This is a genomic window from Stenotrophomonas sp. YJH_SMC_6, assembly GCF_059371335.1.
In genome coordinates, this window is sequence record NZ_JCAFUM010000003.1 from 109,342 (window position 1) to 133,307 (window position 23,966).

General features: G+C 62.5%; 27 protein-coding genes. 21 read left to right on the plus strand and 6 right to left on the minus strand.

What is annotated here, in order from left to right; translation table 11 throughout:
• Window positions 1-64: 64 nt before the first annotated feature.
• From AC5P9N_RS03965 to AC5P9N_RS04060, 20 genes are all read left to right on the plus strand, one after another.
• Window positions 65-322: a hypothetical protein gene (locus AC5P9N_RS03965; protein WP_005410128.1), complete on the plus strand. Its 258-nt coding sequence runs from the start codon at window positions 65-67 to the stop codon at window positions 320-322.
• A 36-nt stretch (window positions 323-358) separates the two neighbouring features.
• On the plus strand, window positions 359-2,038 hold the full coding sequence (locus AC5P9N_RS03970; RefSeq protein ID WP_043034644.1) for a type IV secretory system conjugative DNA transfer family protein: 1,680 nt from the start codon (window positions 359-361) through the stop codon (window positions 2,036-2,038).
• A gap of 424 nt (window positions 2,039-2,462) precedes the next feature.
• Complete coding sequence (locus tag AC5P9N_RS03975; RefSeq protein ID WP_012480646.1) at window positions 2,463-2,909, plus strand: hypothetical protein; 447 nt, start codon at window positions 2,463-2,465, stop codon at window positions 2,907-2,909.
• Window positions 2,910-2,998: 89 nt separating this feature from the next.
• Window positions 2,999-4,045 carry a VirB8 family type IV secretion system protein gene (locus AC5P9N_RS03980; protein WP_043034645.1) on the plus strand — a complete coding sequence of 349 codons (1,047 nt, stop codon included), beginning with the start codon at window positions 2,999-3,001 and terminating at the stop codon, window positions 4,043-4,045.
• On the plus strand, window positions 4,042-4,821 hold the full coding sequence (locus AC5P9N_RS03985) for a TrbG/VirB9 family P-type conjugative transfer protein (RefSeq protein WP_012480644.1): 780 nt from the start codon (window positions 4,042-4,044) through the stop codon (window positions 4,819-4,821). Before AC5P9N_RS03980 ends, AC5P9N_RS03985 begins: the two co-directional genes overlap by 4 nt.
• Window positions 4,818-6,071, plus strand: coding sequence for a TrbI/VirB10 family protein (locus tag AC5P9N_RS03990; protein ID WP_012480643.1), 1,254 nt, complete (start codon window positions 4,818-4,820; stop codon window positions 6,069-6,071). The genes AC5P9N_RS03985 and AC5P9N_RS03990 overlap by 4 nt, the downstream gene beginning before the upstream one ends.
• Before the next feature lie 14 nt (window positions 6,072-6,085).
• Window positions 6,086-7,129, plus strand: a complete 1,044-nt coding sequence (gene virB11 / locus AC5P9N_RS03995; RefSeq protein ID WP_033833165.1) for a P-type DNA transfer ATPase VirB11 — start codon at window positions 6,086-6,088, stop codon at window positions 7,127-7,129.
• 3 nt (window positions 7,130-7,132) lie between these two features.
• Window positions 7,133-8,098, plus strand: coding sequence for a lytic transglycosylase domain-containing protein (locus AC5P9N_RS04000; RefSeq protein WP_024958422.1), 966 nt, complete (start codon window positions 7,133-7,135; stop codon window positions 8,096-8,098).
• Window positions 8,099-8,171: 73 nt separating this feature from the next.
• The gene (locus tag AC5P9N_RS04005) at window positions 8,172-8,591 is read left to right on the plus strand and encodes a TrbC/VirB2 family protein (protein WP_012480640.1); all 420 of its coding nucleotides are present in this window, start codon (window positions 8,172-8,174) and stop codon (window positions 8,589-8,591) included.
• A complete protein-coding gene (locus AC5P9N_RS04010; RefSeq protein WP_012480639.1) occupies window positions 8,584-8,892 on the plus strand; it encodes a VirB3 family type IV secretion system protein in 309 nt (102 codons plus the stop codon). The genes AC5P9N_RS04005 and AC5P9N_RS04010 overlap by 8 nt, the downstream gene beginning before the upstream one ends.
• An 84-nt stretch (window positions 8,893-8,976) precedes the next feature.
• Complete coding sequence (locus AC5P9N_RS04015; protein WP_024958424.1) at window positions 8,977-11,424, plus strand: VirB4 family type IV secretion/conjugal transfer ATPase; 2,448 nt, start codon at window positions 8,977-8,979, stop codon at window positions 11,422-11,424.
• A 24-nt stretch (window positions 11,425-11,448) separates the two neighbouring features.
• Window positions 11,449-12,276, plus strand: coding sequence for a hypothetical protein (locus tag AC5P9N_RS04020; RefSeq protein WP_024958425.1), 828 nt, complete (start codon window positions 11,449-11,451; stop codon window positions 12,274-12,276).
• A 74-nt stretch (window positions 12,277-12,350) separates the two neighbouring features.
• Window positions 12,351-13,508 (plus strand): TrbL/VirB6 family protein, encoded by a 1,158-nt coding sequence (locus AC5P9N_RS04025; protein WP_099484038.1) that lies wholly within the window; start codon window positions 12,351-12,353, stop codon window positions 13,506-13,508.
• Window positions 13,509-13,522: 14 nt separating this feature from the next.
• A complete protein-coding gene (locus tag AC5P9N_RS04030; protein WP_223846428.1) occupies window positions 13,523-14,041 on the plus strand; it encodes a DUF4189 domain-containing protein in 519 nt (172 codons plus the stop codon).
• Between the two features lie 110 nt (window positions 14,042-14,151).
• A complete protein-coding gene (locus tag AC5P9N_RS04035) occupies window positions 14,152-14,697 on the plus strand; it encodes a DUF4189 domain-containing protein (RefSeq protein WP_164212582.1) in 546 nt (181 codons plus the stop codon).
• A 179-nt stretch (window positions 14,698-14,876) separates the two neighbouring features.
• Window positions 14,877-15,050: a hypothetical protein gene (locus AC5P9N_RS04040; RefSeq protein ID WP_154329493.1), complete on the plus strand. Its 174-nt coding sequence runs from the start codon at window positions 14,877-14,879 to the stop codon at window positions 15,048-15,050.
• 162 nt (window positions 15,051-15,212) lie between these two features.
• Window positions 15,213-15,749 carry a DUF4189 domain-containing protein gene (locus AC5P9N_RS04045; protein ID WP_223846427.1) on the plus strand — a complete coding sequence of 179 codons (537 nt, stop codon included), beginning with the start codon at window positions 15,213-15,215 and terminating at the stop codon, window positions 15,747-15,749.
• Window positions 15,750-16,066: 317 nt separating this feature from the next.
• On the plus strand, window positions 16,067-16,603 hold the full coding sequence (locus AC5P9N_RS04050) for a hypothetical protein (RefSeq protein ID WP_005410114.1): 537 nt from the start codon (window positions 16,067-16,069) through the stop codon (window positions 16,601-16,603).
• A 57-nt stretch (window positions 16,604-16,660) separates the two neighbouring features.
• Window positions 16,661-17,665 carry an XVIPCD domain-containing protein gene (locus AC5P9N_RS04055; protein WP_099484039.1) on the plus strand — a complete coding sequence of 335 codons (1,005 nt, stop codon included), beginning with the start codon at window positions 16,661-16,663 and terminating at the stop codon, window positions 17,663-17,665.
• Between the two features lie 97 nt (window positions 17,666-17,762).
• Window positions 17,763-18,863 carry a hypothetical protein gene (locus AC5P9N_RS04060; RefSeq protein WP_099484040.1) on the plus strand — a complete coding sequence of 367 codons (1,101 nt, stop codon included), beginning with the start codon at window positions 17,763-17,765 and terminating at the stop codon, window positions 18,861-18,863.
• Between the two features lie 49 nt (window positions 18,864-18,912).
• On the opposite strand, the gene AC5P9N_RS04065 is transcribed toward AC5P9N_RS04060, so the two are convergent.
• The 3 genes from AC5P9N_RS04065 to AC5P9N_RS04075 are packed head-to-tail and all read right to left on the minus strand — an operon-like array spanning window position 18,913 to window position 21,588.
• Window positions 18,913-20,241: an XVIPCD domain-containing protein gene (locus AC5P9N_RS04065; RefSeq protein WP_005410111.1), complete on the minus strand. Its 1,329-nt coding sequence runs from the start codon at window positions 20,239-20,241 to the stop codon at window positions 18,913-18,915.
• Window positions 20,238-20,891: a hypothetical protein gene (locus AC5P9N_RS04070; RefSeq protein WP_012480629.1), complete on the minus strand. Its 654-nt coding sequence runs from the start codon at window positions 20,889-20,891 to the stop codon at window positions 20,238-20,240. The genes AC5P9N_RS04065 and AC5P9N_RS04070 overlap by 4 nt, the downstream gene beginning before the upstream one ends.
• A gap of 40 nt (window positions 20,892-20,931) precedes the next feature.
• The gene (locus AC5P9N_RS04075; protein WP_060381224.1) at window positions 20,932-21,588 is read right to left on the minus strand and encodes a hypothetical protein; all 657 of its coding nucleotides are present in this window, start codon (window positions 21,586-21,588) and stop codon (window positions 20,932-20,934) included.
• A gap of 274 nt (window positions 21,589-21,862) precedes the next feature.
• Between AC5P9N_RS04075 and AC5P9N_RS04080 the strand changes: the two genes are divergently transcribed.
• Complete coding sequence (locus tag AC5P9N_RS04080; RefSeq protein WP_060380226.1) at window positions 21,863-22,369, plus strand: GNAT family N-acetyltransferase; 507 nt, start codon at window positions 21,863-21,865, stop codon at window positions 22,367-22,369.
• A gap of 22 nt (window positions 22,370-22,391) precedes the next feature.
• Here AC5P9N_RS04080 and AC5P9N_RS04085 read toward each other — a convergent pair whose 3' ends face one another.
• The 3 genes from AC5P9N_RS04085 to AC5P9N_RS04095 form a co-directional block, all read right to left on the minus strand.
• The gene (locus tag AC5P9N_RS04085) at window positions 22,392-22,598 is read right to left on the minus strand and encodes a hypothetical protein (protein ID WP_005410107.1); all 207 of its coding nucleotides are present in this window, start codon (window positions 22,596-22,598) and stop codon (window positions 22,392-22,394) included.
• Window positions 22,599-22,654: 56 nt separating this feature from the next.
• Window positions 22,655-23,092 carry an acetyltransferase gene (locus tag AC5P9N_RS04090; protein ID WP_060380224.1) on the minus strand — a complete coding sequence of 146 codons (438 nt, stop codon included), beginning with the start codon at window positions 23,090-23,092 and terminating at the stop codon, window positions 22,655-22,657.
• A 68-nt stretch (window positions 23,093-23,160) separates the two neighbouring features.
• A complete protein-coding gene (locus tag AC5P9N_RS04095; protein ID WP_060380223.1) occupies window positions 23,161-23,928 on the minus strand; it encodes an NAD(P)H-dependent oxidoreductase in 768 nt (255 codons plus the stop codon).
• Between the last annotated feature and the right edge of the window lie 38 nt (window positions 23,929-23,966).

Sequence of the window (23,966 nt, forward strand, 5' to 3'; positions counted from 1 at the left end):
GACACTGCGATGGGCATCATGGCGGGGCAGGGGACGCAGTGTTGCCCCGACAAGGAGGAATGCGATGCAGGAATTCAGGCATGTGCTGGAAACCCGTGGCCGCTATCAGCTGGTAGCAGTGTCCTACGAGCCGGTGTACGCTCCGGGCGATGTGGTCGGCCATGCGGTCGTCGCCGACGATGGGGATCGTCTGACCGACCTGGTATCACTGGCCGAAGCGCGCCAACTGCTGTTGCAGCGGGTGCGTGAAGAGGGCGAAGAGCCCGGGCTGGAGAACGAAAACAACCTGCGGAAGAAGGCGTCGCGCTGGCGCCGCCGCTAGGCCGTCGCGCCCTCGTGCGCATCATGGAGGATTCGGGTGTTGCCCAGTAAGAAGTATCTGCTCATCGCCATCGTCACGCTGGCGACCCTGCTGCTTGGTTTCGTGTTTTCCGGCTACCTGACCCTGTTGTTCCTGGGGTTGGACACCAAGCTGTTCACCTGGAACACGTACTACCAGTACTACCACGCCATCGGCCAACCGCAGGTTGCGCCGTTCGTGGGCAAGATCAAGTGGGCCGGCTACGTGGGCTTCGGCTTGCCGCTGCTGGTCCTGCTGGTGACCGGTCTGGTGCTGCTGCTGAAGAAGGACAAGCGCTCGCTGCATGGCGACGCGCGTTTCGCCACCGGCGCCGACCTGTCCAGGCATGGCATGTTCAAGAAGACCGGCCAGAGCATCGTGGTCGGCAGCCATGGCGGCAAACTGGTGCGGCTGGACGGCCAGCAGTTCGTGATCCTTGCGGCACCCACCCGTTCAGGCAAGGGCGTGGGCGTGGTCATCCCGAACCTGCTGGAATACGGCGAATCGCTGGTGGTGCTGGACATCAAGCAGGAGAACTTCGACCTGACCAGCGGCTGGCGCGCCAGCCAGGGCCAGGAGATCTACCTGTTCAATCCCTTCGCCGAGGATCGGCGCACGCACCGCTGGAACCCGCTCAGCTATGTCTCCGACGATCCGGCATTCCGGGTGTCGGACCTGATGAGCATCGCTGCGATGCTGTATCCGGACGGCGCCGAGGACCAGAAGTTCTGGGTCAGCCAGGCGCGCAACGCGTTCATGGCCTTCACCCTGTATCTGTTCGAAAACTGGGACGACGAGCGCAGCAGTGGCTTCCCGGGCGGCTCGGGCACGCCGACGCTGGGTTCTGTCTACCGGTTGTCGTCCGGCGATGGCACCGATCTGAAGAAGTACCTCAAGGCCTTGTCGGAGCGTGCGTTCCTCAGCGCCAACGCGCGTTCGGCGTTCGCCAACATGCTGTCCCAGGCCGACGAGACCTTCGCCTCGATCCTGGGCACCTTCAAGGAACCGCTCAATCCCTGGATCAACCCGGTGCTGGACAAGGCCACCAGCAGCAACGACTTCCTGCTGACCGACGTGCGCAAGAAGAAGATGACCATCTACATCGGCATCCAGCCGAACAAGCTGGCCGAGAGCCGGCTGATCATCAACCTGTTCTTCAGCCAGCTGATCAACCTCAACACCAAGGAACTGCCCAAGTCCAACCCGGACCTGAAGTACCAGTGCCTGCTGCTGATGGACGAATTCACCTCGATCGGCAAGGTCGAGATCATCGCCTCGGCGGTGTCCTACATGGCCGGTTACAACATCCGCCTGCTGCCGATCATCCAGAGCATGTCCCAGCTCGATGCCACCTACGGCCGGGAAGTCTCGCGCACGATCATCACCAACCACGCGCTGCAGATCCTGTACGCGCCGCGCGAGCAGCAGGACGCCAACGACTATTCGGACATGCTGGGCTACACCACCATCCGCAAGAAGAACGTCACGCACGCCCGCGAGAAGACCCACAGCTTCACCGAGGAGCGGCGGGCACTGATGCTGCCGCAGGAGCTGAAGGCGATGGGGCCGGACAAGGAAGTGTTCCTGTACGAGGGCATACCGCATCCGGTGAAGTGCGACAAGATCCGCTACTACAAGGATCGCTACTTCACCTCGCGGCTGCTGCCGAAAGTCGACGTTCCAATGCTTAACGTCTAATTCACGTCGTTAAATTTGTGACGTAGATTCATATTCACTGACGTGAAAACGTGAGTTGAGTCAAGAATTCGGCATTTGTTCATAGATTTTCAGACTTGTCTGACATGGAATTGACGCGTGGTTGTGCGACCCTGTGCATGCCGTTCAGAAATGTGTGATGGATGGCAGATGTTGTAGAGCAGGGTGGCCAGGAGTTTGTGCCATGAAACATGGATGGTTTCGACGTTGGTGAGGTATGCGGGTGTGTCGCCGGGAGTGTCTGGCGGCCCCGCGACTTGGTTGGCAGCCGTTGGCTGCAGGGGAGCCGGAGTGGGTGTGCTGCCAGTCAGTGCGTCGCTCCGATTCCGGCGTGCGCGACGCAGCGCCGGACGACCAGGGGACCAATGCTCGGGACTGCTTTTTCGTACGTCAAAGTGAAGCCCGTATGAATCAGGCGTTTATCGCGAAAATGTCCATCGCCGCAGTGGCGGCGTTGATGGTGGCCGGTTGCGCCACCAAGTCCGCTCCCGATTTCGGAGGCCGCTGGAAGCCGGTGAACCGCTTTGCTGCGGCAACCACCGAGATCCCGCTGTACTCCAGTTACGTCTACCAGGCCTCGCCGATGGATGGCACGCTCAAAGCCATGCTCGAGCGCTGGGCCAAAGATTCCGGACGCACGCTGGATTACCGCCTGAGCTCGGACTTCACCCTGTACGGCGCGGTCTCCAACATCGACACCACCAACGCTCAGCAGGCCGTGATCGATCTGACGGCGGCCTATGCAGCGCAGGGCATCTCCGTCTCCATCGTTGGCAACCAGATCGTTGTGCAGAGCGCTGGCTCGACGCCGACCGCGTCGGCACAGGGCGCTGATTCCAACAGCGGCACCTGAGTCCACCTCGAAATCATCGAACGTGCCGCTCCCCGCGCCTGTCGCAGGGGTGCCACGCCCATTGATGTTTCAGCAGTACGGAAGAATCCATGTTCCGCAAGAAGGATCCCGGCAATAGTCCCAAGGTCGAGCAGTCGGTCGCCAAGGCGGTCAGCTACGAGATCACCGTGGCCGACATGGCGCGTCGCAGTGAGCGCCGTGCCTGGTGGGTCGCCACCGGCTCATTGCTGATGTCGCTGGCACTGGCTGGCGGCTACTACTACATGCTGCCGCTGAAGGAGAAGGTGCCGTTCCTGGTGATGGCTGATGCCTACACGGGTACCGCCACGGTGGCGCGCCTGAGGGGCACGTTCCAGGGCGAGACGATCACCACCAATGAAGCGGTCAACCGCAGCAATGTCGCCCAGTACGTGCTGGCGCGCGAGTCGTACGACTCCGCGGTGATGGGGTTGCGCGACTGGGAGCTGGTGTTCGTCATGTCCAGTGATGCCGTGGCCGCAAGCATGAAGCAGCGCTATGCCAGCAATAATCCGCAGAATCCGTTCGTGATGTACGGCCGGGGCAAGGCGATCAGGGTCAAGATCCTCAGCATCACCCCGCTGGGCGTGCAGGCGAACGGCAGCTTCCGTGGCGCGTCGGTGCGCATCCAGCGCAGCCTGCTCGACAAGCGCAGCGGTGCATCGACCTATCTGGACAACCAGTTGGTCACCATGCGCTTCCAGTACAACCAGAATCTGGCGCTCTCCGAACAGGACCGCGTGCTCAACCCATTGGCGTTCCAGGTCACGGAGTACCGTGTCGACAACGACTATGCGCGCGGCGTGCCCGTGCCGGATGACGGTGCCATGCAGCAGCAGGCCCAGGATGCCGCGCAACAGGCACAGCTCGCCGCACAGCAGGCGCAGGGCATGTACGTTCCGAACAATCCGGCCGCTGCCACCATGATCGATCCCGCCACCGGTCAGCCCGTCGCAGTGCCGGCCAATGGGCAGATGCAGCCGATGCAGGGTGCGCCCATGCAGGGGCAGCCGGTCCAGGGGCAGCCGATGCCGGGGCAGGGCGCGCCGGGACAGCCGGCAATGATGCCGGCACCGAACCATTCCACCGGAAATGCTGATGGAGCAAGCAACCGATGAGTAGTCGAAAAATCAGGGGAAGCGCGTGGGCGCTGCTGTCGTTGCTGTCGCTGGTGTTTTCCAGCGCGGCGATGGCACAGGCAGTTGACCACTACGAGTATGAGAAGGACCGCATCTACCCGGTTCGCACCGGCCTGGGCCTCACCACCCAGATCGAGCTGAGCCCGAACGAGAAGATCCTCGACTACAGCACCGGCTTCAGCAGCGGCTGGGAACTCACCCGTCGCGAGAACGTGTTCTATCTCAAGCCGAAGAACGTCGATGTCGACACCAACATGATGGTGCGTACCGAGACCCATTCGTACATTTTCGAGCTGAAGGTCGTTGCCACCGACTGGCGCCAGCTTGAGCAGGCCCGTCGCGCCGGCGTGCAGTACAAGATCGCATTCGTCTATCCGAATGACACTGTGTTCGGCCCTGCCCAGTCGGCGGTCGAGGAGGAGGCGCAGCCGCTGCTCAGTACCGAGCTGGCCAAGGATCGCCAATACAACTTCAACTACTCCTATTCGACCAGCAAGGCCAAGAAGATGGGATGGCTGGTCCCGGTCAACGCCTACGACGATGGCCGTTTCACCTATCTGAAACTGCCCAACTCGCCCGAGTACAAGACCGGTATCTTCCCGGCCGTATTCGGTCGCGAGAAGGAGTATGGCGAGGATTTCGTGGTCAACACCACGGTTGAGGGCAATACGCTGATCGTGCACGGGACGTACCCGTACCTGGTCATCCGCCACGGCGACTTCGTCGTCGGCCTGCGAAGGAACGTGAAGAAATGAGCCAGCAGAACACTCCCGAAAACGATCCGAATCCGTCTCCGTACGGACAGGGGCCTGCGGCTCAGGAGCCATCGGCGAACCCCTACTACGGGCACGCGCAGGCAGAGGCGGCGCCGGATCTGGATGCCAGTGCCCCACAGCTTCGCTCTGCGGAAGAGCAGCGCTTGAACCGCAAGGCGCTGTTGTTCCTCGGCGGCATCCTGGTGTTGTTGCTGGCCATGGGCTTCCTGCTGCTGCGCAAGGGCAAGGAAGACGCTGAAGAAGCCAAGGCGCCGCCGCAGGTTGCACGTTCGAGCACCCCGGACCTGCCGATCATTGCACCCTCGGCGATTCGCGAGGCCGCCCGGGAAGCCGCCGAGCCCATTCCGATGCTGCCGCCGCCGCCGCAGGAAACGATGGGCCCGACGTTCATTCCTCGTGCCGAACCCGAGCGCGAGGTAGAGCGTGGCCCGAGTCTGCTGGATCGCCGCATTGCCGGTAGTGGTGGCGCAGGCGTGGGCACGGGCGACGCTGGCGGCCAGGCCGCAGCAGGGGACAACGACGATCCCTACATGCAGGCCACGTTGGCTGCGCTGCAGGCGCAGAACGGCAATGCTCCGCCGGCAAAGGTGCGCCGCGGGCCTGATGTGGAGGATGTGTCCAACGCTTCCTACATCCGGAGCCCCGACGCACTGCTGGTGCGTGGCACCTATCTGCGTTGCGTACTCGAGACCCGCATCATCACCGATCTTGCAGGTTATACGTCGTGCCTGTTGACCGAGCCGGTCTACTCGATCAACGGCCGCAGCCTGCTGCTGCCCAAGGGGTCCAAGATCTATGGTGCGTACGGTGGCGGTCCCAAGGGCAAGCGCGTGGAAGTGATCTGGGATCGCATCACCACGCCCAATGGCATCGACGTGGCCATGTCCAGCCCGGGCGTGGATCAGCTGGGTGGTGCCGGTCATCCTGGCCAGTACAGCGCGCACTGGGGTAGTCGCATTGCATCGGCGTTGATGATCAGCCTGATCGCCGACGCCTTCAAGTACGCCGCAGCCGAACATGGCCCAGAGTCGACGACGGTTTCAAGCAATGGTTTCGCCGTTCGTTCGCCCTATGAAAGCGCCACTGCGCGCACGATGGAGCGTCTCGCCAACGAAGCCCTCACCAGTTCGAATCGCCCGCCGACTGTCACCATCAACCAGGGCACCATCGTGAACGTCTACGTCGCAAAGGACGTTGACTTCACCAACGTGCTCAACCCGCGCCGGTAACCCGAAGAACAACCATGGACGCCGAAGTGTCACCCCTCGCCCTCGTTTCCAGCGATTTCCTGCGCTATCAGTACGAAGTGCTGGGCATCGCCGAGTACATGACATCCCCGGAAGTGACGGAAATCTGCATCAACCGTCCCGGTGAGCTGTACCTGGAAACCCGGGCCGGGTGGCAGCGGGTGGAGGTGCCGGGCCTGACCTTCGAGCGGGCCCGGCAGTTCTGCACGGCAGTGGTGAACGAGAGCAACACCGGCCAGCGCATCACCGATGCCGATCCGGTCGTCTCGCTTACCTTCCCGACCGGGCAACGTGCGCAGTTCGTGATTCCACCTGCCTGTGATGCCGGCAAGGTTTCGATCACGATCCGCCTGCCGTCCAAGCACACCAAGTCGCTCACCCAGTACCACGAGGATGGTTTCTTCAACCAGATCCTGGAACAGGATGGCAGTCTGAGCGAGCAGGACCGCGAGCTGCTGGAACTGCGCCAGCAGCGCGAGTACGCAGAGTTCTTCCGTCGTGCGGTGATGTACCGCAAGAACATCGTGGTCTCCGGTGCGACCGGTAGCGGCAAGACCACCTTCATGAAAGCGCTGGTCAATCATATCCCGGACAACGAGCGCCTGGTCACGATCGAGGACGCACGCGAGCTGTTTCTGACCCAACCGAATGTGGTGCACCTGCTGTACTCCAAGGGAGGGCAGAGCACCAGCAATGTCAGCGCAAAGAGTTGCATGGAAGCCTGCCTGCGCATGAAGCCAGAACGCATCATCCTGGCCGAGCTGCGCGGTGACGAGGCGTTCTACTTCATCCGCAACTGCGCATCGGGCCACCCGGGCTCGATCACCAGTTGCCATGCCGGTAGCCCGGAGCAGACCTGGGATCAGCTGGCGCTGATGGTGAAGGCCTCGGCCGAGGGTTCGGGCCTGGAGTTCAACGTGATCAAGCGACTGTTGATGATGACCATCGACATCGTCGTGCATATCAAGGCGCATGCCGGCTCGCGCTACATCACCGGCATCGACTTCAATCCTGGGCGTGCCCAGGGGCAGGAGGGCTGACCAATGCTGCCAGGACTGGAAATGATGGCGTGCCCGGAAATGGCCGTCTCGATGGACGTGATGCAGCACGTCATCAACGTGGAATCGTCGCGCAACCCCTATGCCATCGGCGTGGTCGGCGGCGCCCTGGTGCGCCAGCCCAAGGCCCTCGACGAGGCGCTGGCCACCGTTCGCATGCTGGAGGAGAAGGGCTACAACTTCTCCATTGGCCTGGCCCAGGTCAACCGTTACAACCTGGGCAAGTACGGGCTGGATTCCTACGAGAAGGCCTTCCAGCAGTGCCCGAACCTGCAGGCTGGTTCGCGCATCCTCGCCGATTGCTACAAGCGCTCCGGTGGTGACTGGGGCAAGTCGTTCAGCTGCTACTACTCGGGCAACTTCGAGACCGGCTTCCGTCACGGGTACGTGCAGAAGATCTATGACTCGATCCGCCGCGGTCAGCAGGTCGCAAGCAACGGCGTCGCGCCGATTGACGTGGTCAGCCGCGGCGAGCGTCGGGTGGTCAGGGTCGAACATCATCCGCAGACGGCCTCGCCGGCCCAGGCACGCATCGTCGCCCAGGCCAGTGCGCCGGTGTACGTGCCGTCCAATGACCCGGCCCGGGCCTACACCGTTTACCCATCCACCGGTGCGATGGCCCGCGGCAGCCTGCTGAACATCGCCGACCAGGCGGTGTCGCGCGTGGTGCTGGGTTCGGTCGATCGAATGATGCAGCCACAGGCGCAGGGCGGAAACGATATGCCGCAGCAGGCTCCGCAGCCGTATCAGCAGCCTGGTGCGGCGCAGGGTGGGGCAGCCATGCCGCAACAGCTTCCCGGAATGGCTGCCGGCGCGAACGCGCCGGTGATGCTGCGCCCGTGGAATGAGCGTAACGCGCCGGCAGCGGACACCCAGAATTTCTACAACGCACCGGCGCCCCGTGCGCCGGTGCAGCAGATTCCCGCAGGGGATGCGGCCTTCGTGTTCTGACGAAGTCGTGGTGCGACCGGTCCCCCGGCTGGTCGATTCAGTTGTGTTAGTCCATCAACAAGGAAATCAATCCATGAAGCGATTCAATCTCGACCTCGTCCAGGCCCAGCGCACGCTGAAGACCATGCTGATGGCCGTCGCATTCGCCGGTGCTGTGTTCGCTCCGCAGGCCCTGGCCGGCACTGACTTCGGTGGTACCGATGGCAAGGTCTGCGGCTTCTTCTCCAACATCAACGGTCTGCTGAACATGGCCTCGATCGCCGTGGTCACGATCGCCGTGATCTTCGCCGGTTACCAGATTGCGTTTGCCCACAAGCGCATCGGTGACGTGGCCCCGATCCTCATCGGCGGTGTGCTGATCGGCGCGGCAGGCCAGATCGCGCGCATGCTGCTCGGCAAGGAGGCTGGCAGCTGCGAAAAGGTCGGTGGTGGCGACGGCGCTGGCATGGCGTTCGAAATGATCAAGCACGCCGTCCAGTACTACAGTGCATAAGAACGTCCTGTTCCGGGGATGCACGCGCCCAGCGATGTTCCTGGGCGTTCCCTACCTGCCATTTTTCATGGTGGCGGGTGGGTTGTTGCTGCTGAGCATGTACACGAACTTCTGGTTTCTGCTGACCATCCCGGTGGCCATTTTCATCATGCGGCAGATGGCCAAGCGTGACGAGATGATCTTCCGCCTGCTGGGCCTGCGCCTGATGTTCAAGCTCAAGGTGCGCAACGTGCAGGAGCATGATGGCATGTGGGTGTTCAACCCGAATCACTACCGCAACAAGCCAGCCCCCAGGGATTGAGGGCTGGATCCGGCCAGGCGGGCGTTGAGCGCCCGCCTGGCCAACTCCGCATCTTTGTCGGCAGTACCTTTTGGAAGCAGTCGTATGTTCAACCCAGATACCTCCATCAGCGAATTCATCCCCTTGTCGTCGCACGTGGCTCCGAATGTGGTGAAGACCACGGGCGGCGACTACCTGTTGACGTGGCACCTGGAAGGGCTGCCGTTCGTGGGGCGCGAAGAATGGGAGCTTGAGCATCGGCACAACACCTTCAACCGGTTGCTGCAGACGCTGCGCGCGCCGGATTTCGTCAACGTTGCCTTCTGGGTGCATGACATCCGGCGCCGTCGCACCCTGAAGGGAAAGAGCTACTACAAGCAGCGCTTCAACCAGGATGTGTCCGACCAGTACATGGGCATGCTGTCCTCCCAGCGCATCATGCAGAACGAGCTGTACCTGACGATGATCTATCGCCCGGTGGTGGCGGGAAAGCGCTTCGTGGAGAAGTCCGCGAACGTGGACAAGCTGCGCGCAGAGCAGGAGCAGGCCGTCGAGAAGCTGATGGAGCTCGCCGGCAACGTCGAGGCTGTGATCCGCGACTACGCGCCTTACCGGCTCGGTATGTACGAAGCCAAGAACGGCGTGGTGTTTTCCGAAACGCTTGAGCTGTTCGGCTACCTGATCAACCGCATCGATGAGCCGGTACCGGTGCTGTCGGCGCCTGTGAAAGACTATCTTCCGGTCAGCCGTCATATGTTCTCGGCCAAGACCGGCGATTTCGTGATCAATACGCCCAATGGCGTTAACCATTTCGGCGCGATCCTGAATATCAAGGAATATGCCGAGGGGACCTATCCGGGCATCCTCAATGGTCTGAAGTATCTGGACTACGAGTACGTCATCACCCATTCGTTCAGCCCGATGGGGCGCCAGGACGCATTGAAGGTGCTGGACCGGACCAAGGGCATGATGATCTCCTCGGGCGACAAGGCGGTCAGTCAGATCGTCGAACTCGACCAGGCGATGGATCATCTGTCGTCAGGCAACTTCGTGCTGGGCGAATACCACTTCATCATCGCGGTGTATGGCGACAGCCAGGCGAAGCTGTCGCAGAACGTGGCCTCGACCCGTGCCGAGCTGTCGAACGCCGGTTTTGTGTCGACCAAGGAGGACCTGGCAGTCACCTCGTCGTTCTATTCGCAGCTGCCGGCCAACTGGCGCTTCCGCACGCGGCTGGCCAACGTCAGCTCGCTGAATTTCCTCGGCCTGTCGCCGCTGCACAACTTCGCCACGGGCAAGCAGCACAACAACCCGTGGGGCGACTGCGTGACCACGCTGCAGACCACCAACGGCCAGCCGTACTACTTCAATTTCCATGCCACCCATCCATCCGAGAATTCGCTGGGTGAGAAGGCGATCGCCAACACCATGGTGATCGGCAAGTCCGGTACCGGCAAGACCGCGCTGATCAACTTCCTGCTCAGCCAGGTTCAGAAGTATGAGCCGTCACCGACCATCTTCTTCTTCGACAAGGACCGCGGTGCGGAGATCTTCGTGCGTGCCTGCGGTGGCAATTATCTGGCCCTGGAGAACGGTGCGCCGACCGGCTTCAACCCGTTCCAGTGCGAGAACAACGAAGCGAACGTGCAGTTCCTGGCCGACCTGATCAAGGTGCTGGCCGGCAAGCGCGAGTACAGCGCCCGCGAGGAAGAGGACATCTACCGTGCGGTGGAGAGCATGCTCGATACGCCGATGCATCTGCGCAGCATGACCAACTTCCAGAAGAGCCTGCCCAACATGGGCGACGACGGCCTCTATGCGCGCATGCGCCGTTGGACTTCGGGCAATTCGCTGGGTTGGGTCTTCGACAATCCGATCGATACGGTGGATCTGAGCAAGGCCAACATCATCGGCTTCGACTACACCGACATCATCGACAATCCCGAAGTGCGCGTGCCGGTCATCAATTACCTGCTGCACCGCCTGGAATCGCTGATCGACGGTCGACCGCTGATCTATGTAATGGACGAATTCTGGAAGATCCTGGACGGCGAGGGTGGCCTGAAGGAGTTCGCGAAGAACAAGCAGAAGACCATCCGTAAGCAGAACGGCTTGGGCATCTTCGCCACGCAGAGCCCGGAAGACGCGCTGAAGAGTGATATCTCCGCTGCCCTGATCGAGCAGACCGCCACGCTCATCCTGCTGCCGAACCCGAACGCCAGCAAGAGCGACTACATGGATGGCCTGAAGTTGACCGAGGCGGAGTTCAAGGTGGTCACGGCACTGGACGAGCGCTCGCGCTGCTTCCTGGTCAAGCAGGGCCATGCTTCCAGTGTCTGCCAGCTCAACCTGCGTGGCATGGACGACATCCTGTCGGTGATCTCGGCCTCGACCGACAACATCGACATCATGCATCGGGTGCTGCAGACGGCTGCAGTCCGCAATCGGATCACCGTGGACGAACTCACGCCGGAACAGTGGCTGGAGGACTTCTACAAGAACCGAAAGGGCTCTGGTAAAGCCAAGGCCTCTGCCGAAACCGATGCGGCTTGAAAGCCCTGGATCAGACAGCGCCGAATGAAATCCATTCCCCTGGAGAAGAACATGAGCATGACATCCCGAAATCACAAGCGCCACCGCGGTCTGCGCCAGAAGCGCCTGGCAGCCATCCTGCTGGGGAGCATGGTCATGTTCTCCACCACGTCGGTTTCGGCCGGTGGTTACCCTGTCTTCGACCTCAGTAATCTCATGCAGGCGCTGAAGGACTTTGCCCAAGGGAAGGCGCAAATGAAGGCTGACGGGCTGGAGTACGCGGCTCAGGTAACTCGGTGGAGAAGGACGTTCCAGGAGTACCAAAATGCGCTTGTCCAGATCCAGGGCATGATCAACAACTTCGGCTTGCCGCCAGGCGCCACATTGGAGCGGGTTCCAGACGACTATATGGTCGCCGACCTCTGCCGTACGTCGGCGGGCTTCAGCGCTGGCAGCTTGCTGAAGAAGTTTGTGCTGGATACCTCCGGTGATCTCTACGCGCAGCAGCAGCAGCTGTGCGTCAACATCCAGATGATGGAAAACCGGAAGCGCAACGAGACGGTGGATTTCATCGAGAAGACCATTCCCAGCATCAACGCGTCGTTGTCTGAGATCATGGGTTGGCGAGGCGGCGCCGATGGCAATCTTGCGGGAACTCTTTCGGCCGTGAACAGTGACTCCCTGCGTACGGCAAACGATATTTCCAAGCTGCAGCAGGAGTGGGAGGCGCGCATGCGGTCCTACGACGCCTATCAGGAGTCAATGATGGCCAATCAGCGCGTGCTGGCGCGCGTGGCATTGAAGGGCAAGCCGGGCGTCATCTCGCAGCTGGTCAAGACGGCTGCATTGGAACGCGCTTTGCACGTCGACTGACGCCGCTTGGGGCAGGTGCATAGGCACCCGCTCCACGAGGTTGTCCGGTAGGGATACATCAAGGGATTGCGGAAATGATCAGGTCGATTGCCAATTTTGATTTCAATGGCGGATTCCAGGATTTGATGGGGCACGTTGCACGTGTCCAGTCGATCGGGGATTTCGTGTTCTTCAAGTTCATCTTCGACTTCCTGCGAAGCAAGATAAACAAGTTCGGCATCGACATGATGGGGGAAATGATGCAGTGGGTCGGCGGCATCGCCCTCACGCTCATGACCCTGTGGGTGCTGGTGCAGGGCTTCCGCATCGTGACCGGCCGCAGCCGGGACTCAATGATGGTATTGGTGACCAATATGGCGCGTGCGGCGTTGATCGTCAGCGCGGCCACCACGATGGGCGCTTTCGGCACCAACCTTCAGAGCTTCCTCACCCACGACGTCAAGGCAGAAATCACGAAGGTCGTGACAGGCTCGAACGAGTCACCCGAAGCTCAGATCGACAAGAGCCTGGCATGGATGCAGGTGGCGCTTTCCAGTATCGACGCCATCCAGATCATGAATGACGGGGAGCTGCTGGAGGACAAGAAGCGGGCACTGTTCTTCATAGGCATGGGCACCGCAGGTCCAGCCATCACCGCTGGTGCGATGCTGATGCTGTATGAAATCGCCATGGCGCTGTTCATCGGCTTTGGCCCCCTGTTCATCCTCTGCCTGTTGTTCGACCAGACCAAGCAGTTGTTCCAACGTTGGCTGTTCTACGGCATCGGCACGATGTTCTCCATGGCCGTACTTGCAGCGATGGTTTCCATCGCACTGGACATGGTGGTACGTGTGGCGGCCACTTTCTGGACCACAGCGCTGGTGCAGGAATTCATCCTCAAGGAAAGCATGTCCGACGGCATGACCAGCCAGGCGATGCAGCAGGGAGGCATGGGCCTGATCCTCACCGCGTTGATCCTGACTACACCCCCAATGGCAGCGATGTTCTTCCAGGGCACCCTGGGCACCTTCATGGCATATTCGCAGATAGGCGGTGGTGCCAGTGCCTCGCCGAGTGCCGATGGTCGTCCGCCGGGCATGTCGGCTCCGCCGCCGGCGGCTCCGGAGGCCGCGTCGGGCCACAATGCAGCAAATCCTCAGAACAGTCTGGGCCGAGTGTTTGACGGCACGGGCGGGGCGGGAGGAACCACACCTGGTCAACGTGGCGCGGCGAACGCCAATCAAGGAAATTAGAGGCTGGACTGACGATGAGCGCCAACGGTTTTCTGAAATATCTTTGCTTGTCTTTCGTGTTTATGGGTTCTGCATACATCAATTCTGCGTTAGCAGAAGGTCGCTGCCCGCCGGGCCAGTATCCGATCGGCGATCAGGGAGTGGGCGGCTGTGCTCCCATCCCTGGGGCAGGCCGGAGCGCGCCTGATGAGAATCCCGGGCACTGGGTTAAGACGTGGGGAGCCGTTGCGGGATCCATGAATGGCGATGCGGGTGCATCGACTGGCCATCAGGCCAAGGCCTCGGCCGAGCGACAGGCGATCGAGCGCTGCGGTCACTGGGGAGCAACTGATTGCAAGGTTCTGTACACCTATTACAACCAGTGCTATGCGTCCATCAGAACCGGCCGGCCGGACAATGGAACGATGTTCAACGCGGGTGCTACCAAGGAACAGGCGCTGGAAAGGGCGACGCAGGATTGTCGGAATTCGGGAAGCCAGGAGTGCACGTTCGTCCACTCGGACTGCACCAAGCCCTTCTTTCAGGAGGGCTGATATGGCGACTCATGTTGCCTCCCGTTCTTTGGATGTCGCTTGAAGCACTGCGGAAGGCTTCAAGGAAGATGACGGGTGCGGAGCATCAGACCACCGAGTGATCAACAGTGATGTCCCAAAAGTCTTGGCAATGGCCGGATTCAAGCATTTGGGTAATATTTCTTGGGTTTTTGACGTTGGCGTTTGCCGTGCTCGTCGTTACTGAAAATGCCAATGCCGAAGGTCGTTGCCCTGGGGGCCAGTACCCGATTGGCGACCAGGGCGTTGGAGGCTGCGCACCTATACCCGGCGCGGCTCAGAGCGTCCCCGAGGAGAATCCCGGGTACTGGGTCAAGACATGGGGTGCTGTCGCCAGCTCGCCTGGAGGAGATGCAGGTTCCGCCACTGGGCATCAGGCCAAGGCTTCGGCAGAGCGCCAAGCCGTCGAACGATGCCGGCAGGGCGGAGCTACCGACTGCACAGTCGTTTTTACCTACTACAACCAGTGCTATGCGGTTGTCCGGGCTGCACGACCGGAAAATGGCATGAGATTCAACACCGGGGCGACGAAAGAACAGGCGCAGGAGCGGGCAACCAAGGACTGCAAGGATTTGGGAAGTCAGGCTTGCTCCGTTTTCCATTCTGACTGTACCAAGCCTTTCTTCCAGCAAGACTGATCGGTTGTGACATCACACGGAGATTCAAGGCAAGGGCCGACTTCAGATCTTTGCGCGGTGATTCAGCTTTCGTAATTTCTGCTCTGCTGTTTGCTGCATTACTTGTTGCCAGCAACGCCTGTGCGGAGGGCCAATGCCCTGCAGGCCAGTACCCATCGGCGATCAAGGGGTTGGCGGGTATGCCCCGGTTCCTGGAGCAGTGGGAACTGCCCGCGAACCCGGACCTGCTGGCCAGCGCCGAGGACGCCGCCGAAGCGTGGAAGTTTGCCCAGCAGTCGTGCGGCGACACCGGTGGATGGGCGTGTCAGGTTGCATACGAGGACTGTACGAAGCCGGTCTATGAGTCATTCTGACCCGTTGATCGGATTGTCGGACTGGTAGTCAGCGCAACTCGCGATGGCGGCGGAAAGCTTCATGTGTTTGGGCGCAGCTCCGTTTGTTCTCTTGGCTCCAGCATCGACAGTGGGCAACGATCGTCCGCTCAGGTCGTCCCACCTCTCACAATGGGCAAAGGAATGATTCTCCCCATGAAACGAATCCACCTCGCTTTTCTTCCGTGTCTGCTGATTGCAGGCCTGCTGCCGTTCACTGCGCTCGCCGAAGGCAACTGCCCGCAGGGCATGTATCCCATCGGTGGCCAGGGTGTACAGGGCTGTGCGCCCATTCCGGTGAGCAGCTCAGGCTCCCCGTACAACAATCGCCCCAACTGGGCGCAGACCGTGCGTGGCGTGGCGATGGATGCCCGCGGCGATACCTTCATCAGCAACTCGATGCGTTCGCGGGGCAAGGCCAAGCGTGCTTCCATGAAGGAGTGCAGGGAGTTCGGGAAAGGCGAATGTACGTTGGCGACCCTGTTCCAGGCGCAATGCGTGGCGGTCGCCCACGCGGGTCTGGGCACTGAAACCACCAGCGTCGCCACCGCCATGTCCGAACAGGGGGCGGTCATTGTCGCGATGCAGCAATGCAACGCGAAGGCGGCATGGAAGCAGCTGCCGCAGGGACAATGCGGGATCGCCAGAACGGCCTGCACGGCGGATCTGTTCATCAGGTAAGGCGCCATTCACGCTAAGCCCCGTTTTCTGTGATCAATTCCGCTTTTCGATTTCCTCGCACTTCGACGCGGCAGAACGCCTCGCGGTAAGCTCCCCACGCGTCATGAAAATGACGCGCCAGTGCCGCCGAATGCAGGGGTTCTTCCGTCCAATGAGGACGCTGTCAGCCCCTGCATCGGGTAACGCTCGCCATCATCGCGGTCTTGCCGTACGCAAGGCTATGATCCCTGTCCGCGCAGGCGCGGATAAGCCGGAACGCGTTCCGGCTGGGCAGGGAGGCGGGTATCGGCATGACCACATTGAAGGAGTGGGAGGGGATGGAAGACAGGGTTGGCGCACACATGGACGATGCCCTGGCATTTGTTCCGTCCGGTGCGAACCTGCTGGAAGCCGTAAGGGGCGAACTCAACGGCGATGGCATCGAGTATCAGCTGCTGGTCATCGACCAGCCGACGCCGGAAGGGCTGGTGCCCGGCCAGCACGGGCCAAACCGGGTGCTGCTGTTGCTGCGCGGTGATGGGCGCGGGCGCTGGCAGCTGGCCGCGCGCAACGACAAGCTGGTGCCGTGTTCCACCCGAGGTGGCCTGGCCGGCGACCCTTTTGCGTATGCAATGGTCGAGAAGGGCACCTTCAGCGTGATCACCAATGGCGGTAGCCGCGAGCGCTGGAGCAGCACCTACCGGTTCCGCTATGCGCCCGCGGACAAGGCCTGCTGGGTTGACGGGGTGAGACGCAAGGTCGTGGATATCGAGACCGAAGCGACCAACATCCGGGATTACTCGGCGGCGGAGCTGGGCAGGGTGAGGTTCGAGGACTTCGACCCATCCAGTGTTGCCGAGGTGTCGCTTCCATGAGCCAAGCTCCAACCGGCGGAAGGGAATCCGCGCTGATGAAGATTCAGGAGTTGCACTGTGTCGACCGATAGAGAGTCGCAGCTGTTGCGACAGGCGACCAAAGCCGGCATCGACTCCCCGCTTGAACTGGCCAATTTCATGGCCCAGGCAGGGCACGAGTCGCGCGGCTTGAGCCGGCTCAACGAGAGCTTCAACTTCACCCGGGGAATCTCGCAGATCCCGGTGGAGGCTGCGTGGCGCAATGGCAACGCAGCGTTGGAGAGCGCCCGCCAGGAAGCGCTGCGTGGTCGGCCGGAAAACCTGGCTGAGCTGATGTACGGCGGGCGCATGGGCAACGACGCGCCTGGTGACGCGCTGAAGTACCACGGCCGCGGCTATCTGCCATTGGTCGGCAAGGAGAATTACGAGCGTGCCGGCAAGGCGCTGGATCTGGACCTGGTGAATCACCCGGAGCTGGCAGCGCAGCCCGAGCACGCAGGCCGTATTGCCGTATGGCAGTGGCAGACACGGGTGCCGGAGGGGGCGCGCCATGATGTGCGCGAAGCAACTTATGCGCTCAACGGCGCGCTCAATGGCATCGAGGCGCGCCGGCAACGATTTGAGGTCTGGCAGCAGAAGTTGACGCCGGACGTGATGGCGCGACTGGATCGCGGCGAAGTCGGTGCGCCGGCGCAGACCGTTGCACGCGACATGTCGCATGCCGGTGAGCCCGGCAACGCATTGTTCGAGGATGCGCGCCGGCACCTGCAGCAGATGGGGCCACAAAGTGGACTGCGCAGTGCACAGGAGCTCGACAATACCGCTGGCGCATTGGCGCTGGGGGCGCAGAAGGCCGGCCTGTCGCGTATCGATCATCTGCTGGCGGGCAACGACGGCCGTACGCTGTTTGCAGTGCAGGGCGCGCTGGGTGATCCGGCCATGCTACGTGCGTCTGTTGACCGGGAGCAGGCCTCCCAGCAGCCACTGGCGCAGAGCAGCCAGCAGTTGGCGGCCAGCGTTGCGCAGCAGGATCCGACGGCCGCGCTCGCCCGCGAGCAGGAGCAGCGTTCCCGATCCCTGTAGCACTTGATGCTGGCGGGCAGGGTGCCCGCCGGTGCTTTGCGTACGACGCGTGGCGCCCTGTGGCGCCGACATGGAAACCCACTCGTAAGGACACCACATGCGAATCGTTCCCTTGAATGCCCGGCAGGCCGCTGCCCGCTGCAATGCATCCGCGCGCCGCCTGCCGCTGCTCTGGCTGCTGTCACTTGGACTTGCCGCAGCCTCGGCACAGGCTCAGGAGGCAGCGTCGCACGTCGCGGAAACGCACGCCACGGCACAGGCGATCGCTGATGCGCCCGCAGGAACGGCACCGCCTGCTACCGCCGAGCCAACCGTTCCGGCGGTATCACCCGCACCGCCCGCATTGGCCATCGTGCCATTGTCGCCCGAGCGGGCGACCGAGCGGGCGCTCGGTGCCCGCTGCCCGGTGGATCTGGCCGGGCGACTGGCGACCCAGGGCGACCTGCTGACCGGCGCCTGCCAGGGCACCATGCCGGCGCATCTGGCCGCTCTGCTGGTTGCGCTGCCCGAGCAGGACATCCACCTGCCGCGCAACTGGCGCGAGCGAGAGGTACAGCAGAAGGCCTGGTTCAAGGCGGTGCCTGGGTACGGCCAGCGCCCGGACTTCATCGTGCGGATGGGCGACGTCTGGGTGCGCTCGCTGGAAGGGCGCGACGCCGACAGCACGTTCTACCTGGTGTCCGCGCCGTTCACCTGCAGCGACCAGGTCGCCAACCGCGATGACTACAGCGCGGAGCCGGTACGTGTGCCAGCGGGTAGCTGCCGCGAGGCCTATGTGGGCCAGCGTGTGTACCAGGTGCGTGGCGATGCGCCGCCGAGGGATGTTACCGCCGAAGCGATGCCGGCCATGCCACAGGTGACCGAGGCGGATCGCGCACGCCAGCTGGCGCGTGGGGGCAGGATCACGCTGGATCACAGCAAGCTGCAGTTCGGGCCGGCCATGCGTTGGTTCGTGCAGTATCCGGAGACGGTGCCGAAGGGTGGGGCGCGTGCGTTCAGTGACTGGAACCGCGAGCATCTTGCCTTCGTGGTCTGGACCGGCGATCACTTCGAGTTGCGCGACAAGGTCCCGCGCAGCCAGTGGCCGTGTGATCCGGTCGCGCCGGGCGATCGCGCCTGCGGCGGCTTCCCGGATTCCGGGCCGGATCTGTTCGTGACCGCCAGTGCATCTGCACCGGTCGCGGCCACCAGCCCCTGAGTCACGGTGCTGAGGCGGGAGCCGGAATGACCGGCTCCCGCGCTGTCCATCAGGCCTGCAGGCTGCGGGTCTGATGCTGCTGCTGTTCCAGCTGTTGGTCGCGCTCCAGCGCAAGGCGCTGGCCTGCAGCCTGCTGGTCGATGCGCTGGCTGCTCTGTTCCAGCGGCGTGTTCATCGCCACTGCCGTATCCACCGACACGCGAAGGTGGGCGGGGTCACCGCCCTGGCCCTGCACGGCGAAGCTGCGCGAGGCATCGGCGTTCATCACCACTTCGTCGATGCGCTTGCCGCCTGCAGCGTGCATCTCCGCCGCCAGGCTGCCCGCCAGCTGCGTACTCATCACGTCCGGCACGCGGCCAACGCGCACGTCATGTGCGTGCACGCCGCGGATCGCGTCGTTGAACAGCGGGTTACCCAGGTGGTTGGCATCGTCCATGCGCAGCATGCTGGTGTGATGGCCATTCTTCTCCGCTTCGCGGCGTGCCGGTTCACCGGGCTGCAGCGGGCCGCGGATGTGGTCGTACAGATCGATGGCGCCGCCCGGGATGCCGCGTGCAGCGCGGGTGACGCCGCGACGCAGTGACTCGACGTCGTCGCGATACTCCTCGATCATCTTGGCGTTGTCTTTCGCCAGCTTCTGCGTTTCCGGGTGCTTCAGCACCGAGCCTTCGTTGAGGAAGTTGCCCAGCTTGTGCGCACCGAACGAGCTGGTGGCCGCGATGATCGGGCGGTCCGGAATCAGATCACGCAGGGCGTGATTGCTGAAGCCGTTTGCCGCGAGCGTCTTGATCTCGTCGGGCTTGGCATAGATGCGTACCTGGCCGAAATGCGGTGACGCGGCGCTGACCGGATCGGAGGCCATGACGTGGTTGATCATGGTGTTGCCGCCTTCCGGAATGCGATAGCTTAGGCTGACCGCGCCGTAGGCATTGAAGGTTTCGCCCTTGACGTTGAAGTGGTGCGAGGTGATCTGGGCAAGAGCGCCGCCGAGGGAGTGACCGGTGACGGTGACCTGGGGCGCGGGCACACCGTTCAAGCGGGATTGAAGCGCGGCGCCTTCGAGCGTCCTCTGTGTCAAAGCAATCGCGTCAGGCGCCTGCACGTTGGTGCGCGCAACCACCATGCCGCCGTCGGTCAGAATCGCATCGCGAGCGATCTGCTCGGTGCCACGATGCGCAATGACGATCTCTTTGGTGTCTACGCGCTGATAGACGGTGCCCTGATAGCCGTTAAGACGATTGTTGACATGCTCAAGTATCTTGTACTCATGGCCGTTTAACGTGACTTTTTCTTCTTGGCCGGGTTCACGTCGGCCGACGGCCCGATCCTTGTAGGCGTCATTGGATAACGCGGCGTAGTCCTGAGAGGTGATGGTCACGGCGCGACCTCACTTGCGGAGAGGGTGATCGTAAACAGCTTGTCCTGCAGATCAGCGGCGTAGTTGCTGCGATCGGGCTCGCCACTGGCTGGGAAGTTGGGAACGCGATCTGCCTTCGGATAGACCAGATCCGGATAGTAGAGCGTATGGGCGCCACCTTCGGTCAGCGGCTTGGCGTCGACGAAGGTGAGGAAGCGGGTCTCTTCTTCGGCACCCGTCGCCTTCAGCATTGCCCCGGCACCGGTGAACTCCCACTTGCAGACGCCACGACCGTAGTAGTCCTCATCCAGCATGCGGTCCACATATAGCGTGCCGCGGTACTCGCCCTCAGCGACCTTGCGCAGCTCCACCGGTTCCTGGCTGGTGATACGTGCAGCTGTGCCGGTGGCCGGCTCGATGTGGCCGCACTGATCCTCGTTGGTGACGTCGTACTGCGCTACGCCCTTGACCAGTGCGAAGTCGCCGGGTGCATCCTTCAGGCGCAATACCAGTTCATAGGCCTTGCGCGGGGTGGGGTTGAGCTTGGCGAGGCCGCGCCCGCCCTGGGCGACATCGGCTTCAGCAGCGGCACGTTCCTGGTTCATGGCGGTCTCCGGGTTGCAGGCGGTCAATAGAAGCAGAGCAAGGCACGGAATCATCTTGTGGCGCAATGTCGGCCTCCTTGGGGGTAGGGGTTGTTGAACTGGCAGCTCATGGCACGAGCTTCTGCACAGTGGTGGTGGTTGAGAACAGCGCGTCGCGCAGATCTTCGCTGTACCCCGACGGATCTTCCTCGCCACTGGCGCCAAAGTTGGCGACAGTGTCGGCGCGCGGATAGATAAGGTTTGGGTAATAAAGCGTAAGAGGTGAGTCGCTCTCCATGCGCTCCTTGTCGACGAACGTAAGGAATCGCGTATCCGCCTCGCCGGTCGTAGCGCGCAACATCGCACCGACACCCGTCAACGTCCAATGGCAGACGCCACGCCCGTAGTAATCCTCGTCCTGCATGCGGTCGAGGTAGAACGTACCGCGGTATTCGTTCTCGTCGACCTTGTGTAGTTCCACCAACTCCTGGCTGGTGATACGGCTGGCGGTACCGGTCGCCCACAGGACCCGGCCGCAGTCCCTGTGGTTGCTGACGTCGTACTGGGCAACGCCCTCGACCACCGCGAAGGGACCGGGGGCATCCTTCAGGGTCAGTACCAGCTCGTAGCCCTGCTGCGGTGACGGGTTGAGCTTGGCCAGGCCGCGTCCACCTGCGGCGACGTCACGCTCTGCGTCCGCGTAAGGCGAGCAGGCCGTCAGCGCCAGCAAGAGGCCCATCGGTACCAGATGGCGTCCCTCACGTGTCGGCATGGCTACATCCATGGCGGCATCCTGCATCGTGCATCCGTGTCCATATATCCTTCCCTGGTGACAGGTCTATCGATTATGGAGTGTTCTGGAAACCTGGCGCCAGCTACGGCAAGGTGTCCGCGACGGAATTTTGACGCATTCAGCGTTCGGGAGCGTCGCCGAATCGATTGCGGCACAGGCGATTCGGGGTCGGCCAGGCGATTGCGCTTCGCGTTCGACATTTCGCCGCCAATTTGTGACAACGGTCGCCAATTCACGCGACTCTCACGCAAGCGAGAATTACGCCATGAACCACACCATCCGTGCCGAAGCCATTGATGATCACGCCACCCTCCATGCGCTCACCGAGGCCGCATTCCGGAACGCTGCGCACAGCAGCCATACCGAGCAGTTCATCGTCGACGCCCTGCGCGCGCGCGGGGAGCTGAGCGTTTCGCTGGTGGCCGAGATGGACGGGAAGGTGATCGGCCATGTGGCGGTGTCGCCGGTGACGATCAGCGATGGCAGCACGGGCTGGTTTGGCCTGGGGCCGATTTCGGTATTGCCTGCCTGGCAGGGGCAGGGCATCGGTGCGGCCCTGATGCATGCCGCACTTGAAGCACTGCGTCAGCAGGGCGCACATGGCTGTGTATTGCTGGGCGAGCCGGCCTATTACGGTCGCTTCGGCTTCTGTGCCGAGCCGGGCCTGGTGCTGCCGGGTGTGCCGCCGGAGTACTTCCAGGCACTTTGCCTGCAGCCTCCGTTGGCACAGGGCGAGGTGCAGTACTCACCGGCCTTCGAGGCGACGGCCTGATCCGGGCCTGGCACGTTTCTGCTCAGGGCGCGCGCCAGACGGTCGGTTCGGGTTGCGGCTTCGGAATGCGGTAACCGCCGATGTGTTCAAGCAGTTCATTGGTACGGCGCTGCTCGACCAGTACTTCACGCAGCAGGTTGCGCACGGCGAAGATGGCGAACGGCACCAGGATCCAGACCAGGCTGATGCCCAGCGCAAACAGGGTCAACAGGGCTTTTGCACCATCCATGCGGCATTCCTTGGTCGAAAGCAGCCACGCTAGCACGTGGCTGCTGTCGACGGATGTCAGCCGTTGTGCCGAAGGTGGATCAGCGGATACGGACGGCCTTGCGAATCCAGCGGTGAACGTCCGGTTTCGACGAAGCCCATGCGCAGATAGAAGCCCACGGCCTGCGCGTTCTGTGCGTTGACGTCGGTGCTCAGCTGTGGGCACAGGGTCAACGCGTGCTGCAACAGTTGGCGACCAACCCCGGTGCCACGCACGTCCGGGTCAATGAACAGCGCTTCCATGTGGGTGCCGTCGATCAGCATGAATCCGAGGGGGCGATCCTGTGCGTCGACAGCAACGGTCATCGGCGCCTGCGGCAGGAAACCGGCTACTTCGGCATCGATGGCCATGCGGTCTTCGGCACTGAGGAAGTCGTGGGTGGCGTCGACGGCGCGACGCCAGAGGTCGACAAGAGCGGCGCCGTCGTCGGCGCGGGAGGGGCGGAGGGTGGTCATGGGTTCGCCAAGGTGCTTGCAAAGAATGCGTAGTATGGCGCGTCCCGATCCAGCGCGCAGATGTGGATTCATCCGGCGTTGCGATGGCGGATGAAGGGGCTGTAGGTAGTGGCCTCTGCGCGCAGCACAACGCCGTCCTCGAAATCGCTGCTGTCGTTGAAGGGCACGGTGGGCCACTGCGGCCATTGCGCCAGGCGTTCGCGGTAGTGGTGGGTTGCTGCAGCCAGTGCCTCGTCGTGTGCCTGCATGCGCTCCGCTGCCAGCCCGGAACGCACGCCGTGCACCACGTGCGGTTCCATCACGTCGAAGCCGACGTAGCGCAGGCTGTACATCAAGGGCCACAGCAGCAACCGGGTATCTCCCTCGCGGCCGTCGACTGCGCAGGCCCGTGCCGATGAGCCGGTGGTGACGCTCAGCAACGCACGCTTGCCGCGCATCGCTCCGTGCTCGTGACGCAGGCGGCTGTTGTACATCGGCCCGTACACCAGTACGCGGTCCAGCCAGCCCTTCAGGATGGCCGGCGCCGCGAACCACCACAGCGGGAACTGCAGGATCAGCAGGTCTGCGGCCCGCAGCAGTTGCAGGTGATGTTGCACATCGACGGGCAGCTGGCCCTGCTCGGCGCTGTGCCGCTGTTCGCGTTGGGCGTCGAAGTGGCCGGGATGCAGGCGATGCGGATGGTGTTCAGCCGCTTCCAGCGGATCGAAGCCCTCCGCATACAGGTCGACCACGTCCACCTGCAGCGCGTCATGCCGCAGCTGCTCGGCGGCCTGAGCGGCCAGATGTGCATTGAAGGAGCGGGGCTCGGGGTGGGCAAGCAGGATCAGGGCGCGCATGGGGCGAGGTGTTCGACGAGTGTGCGACCATCCTCGCG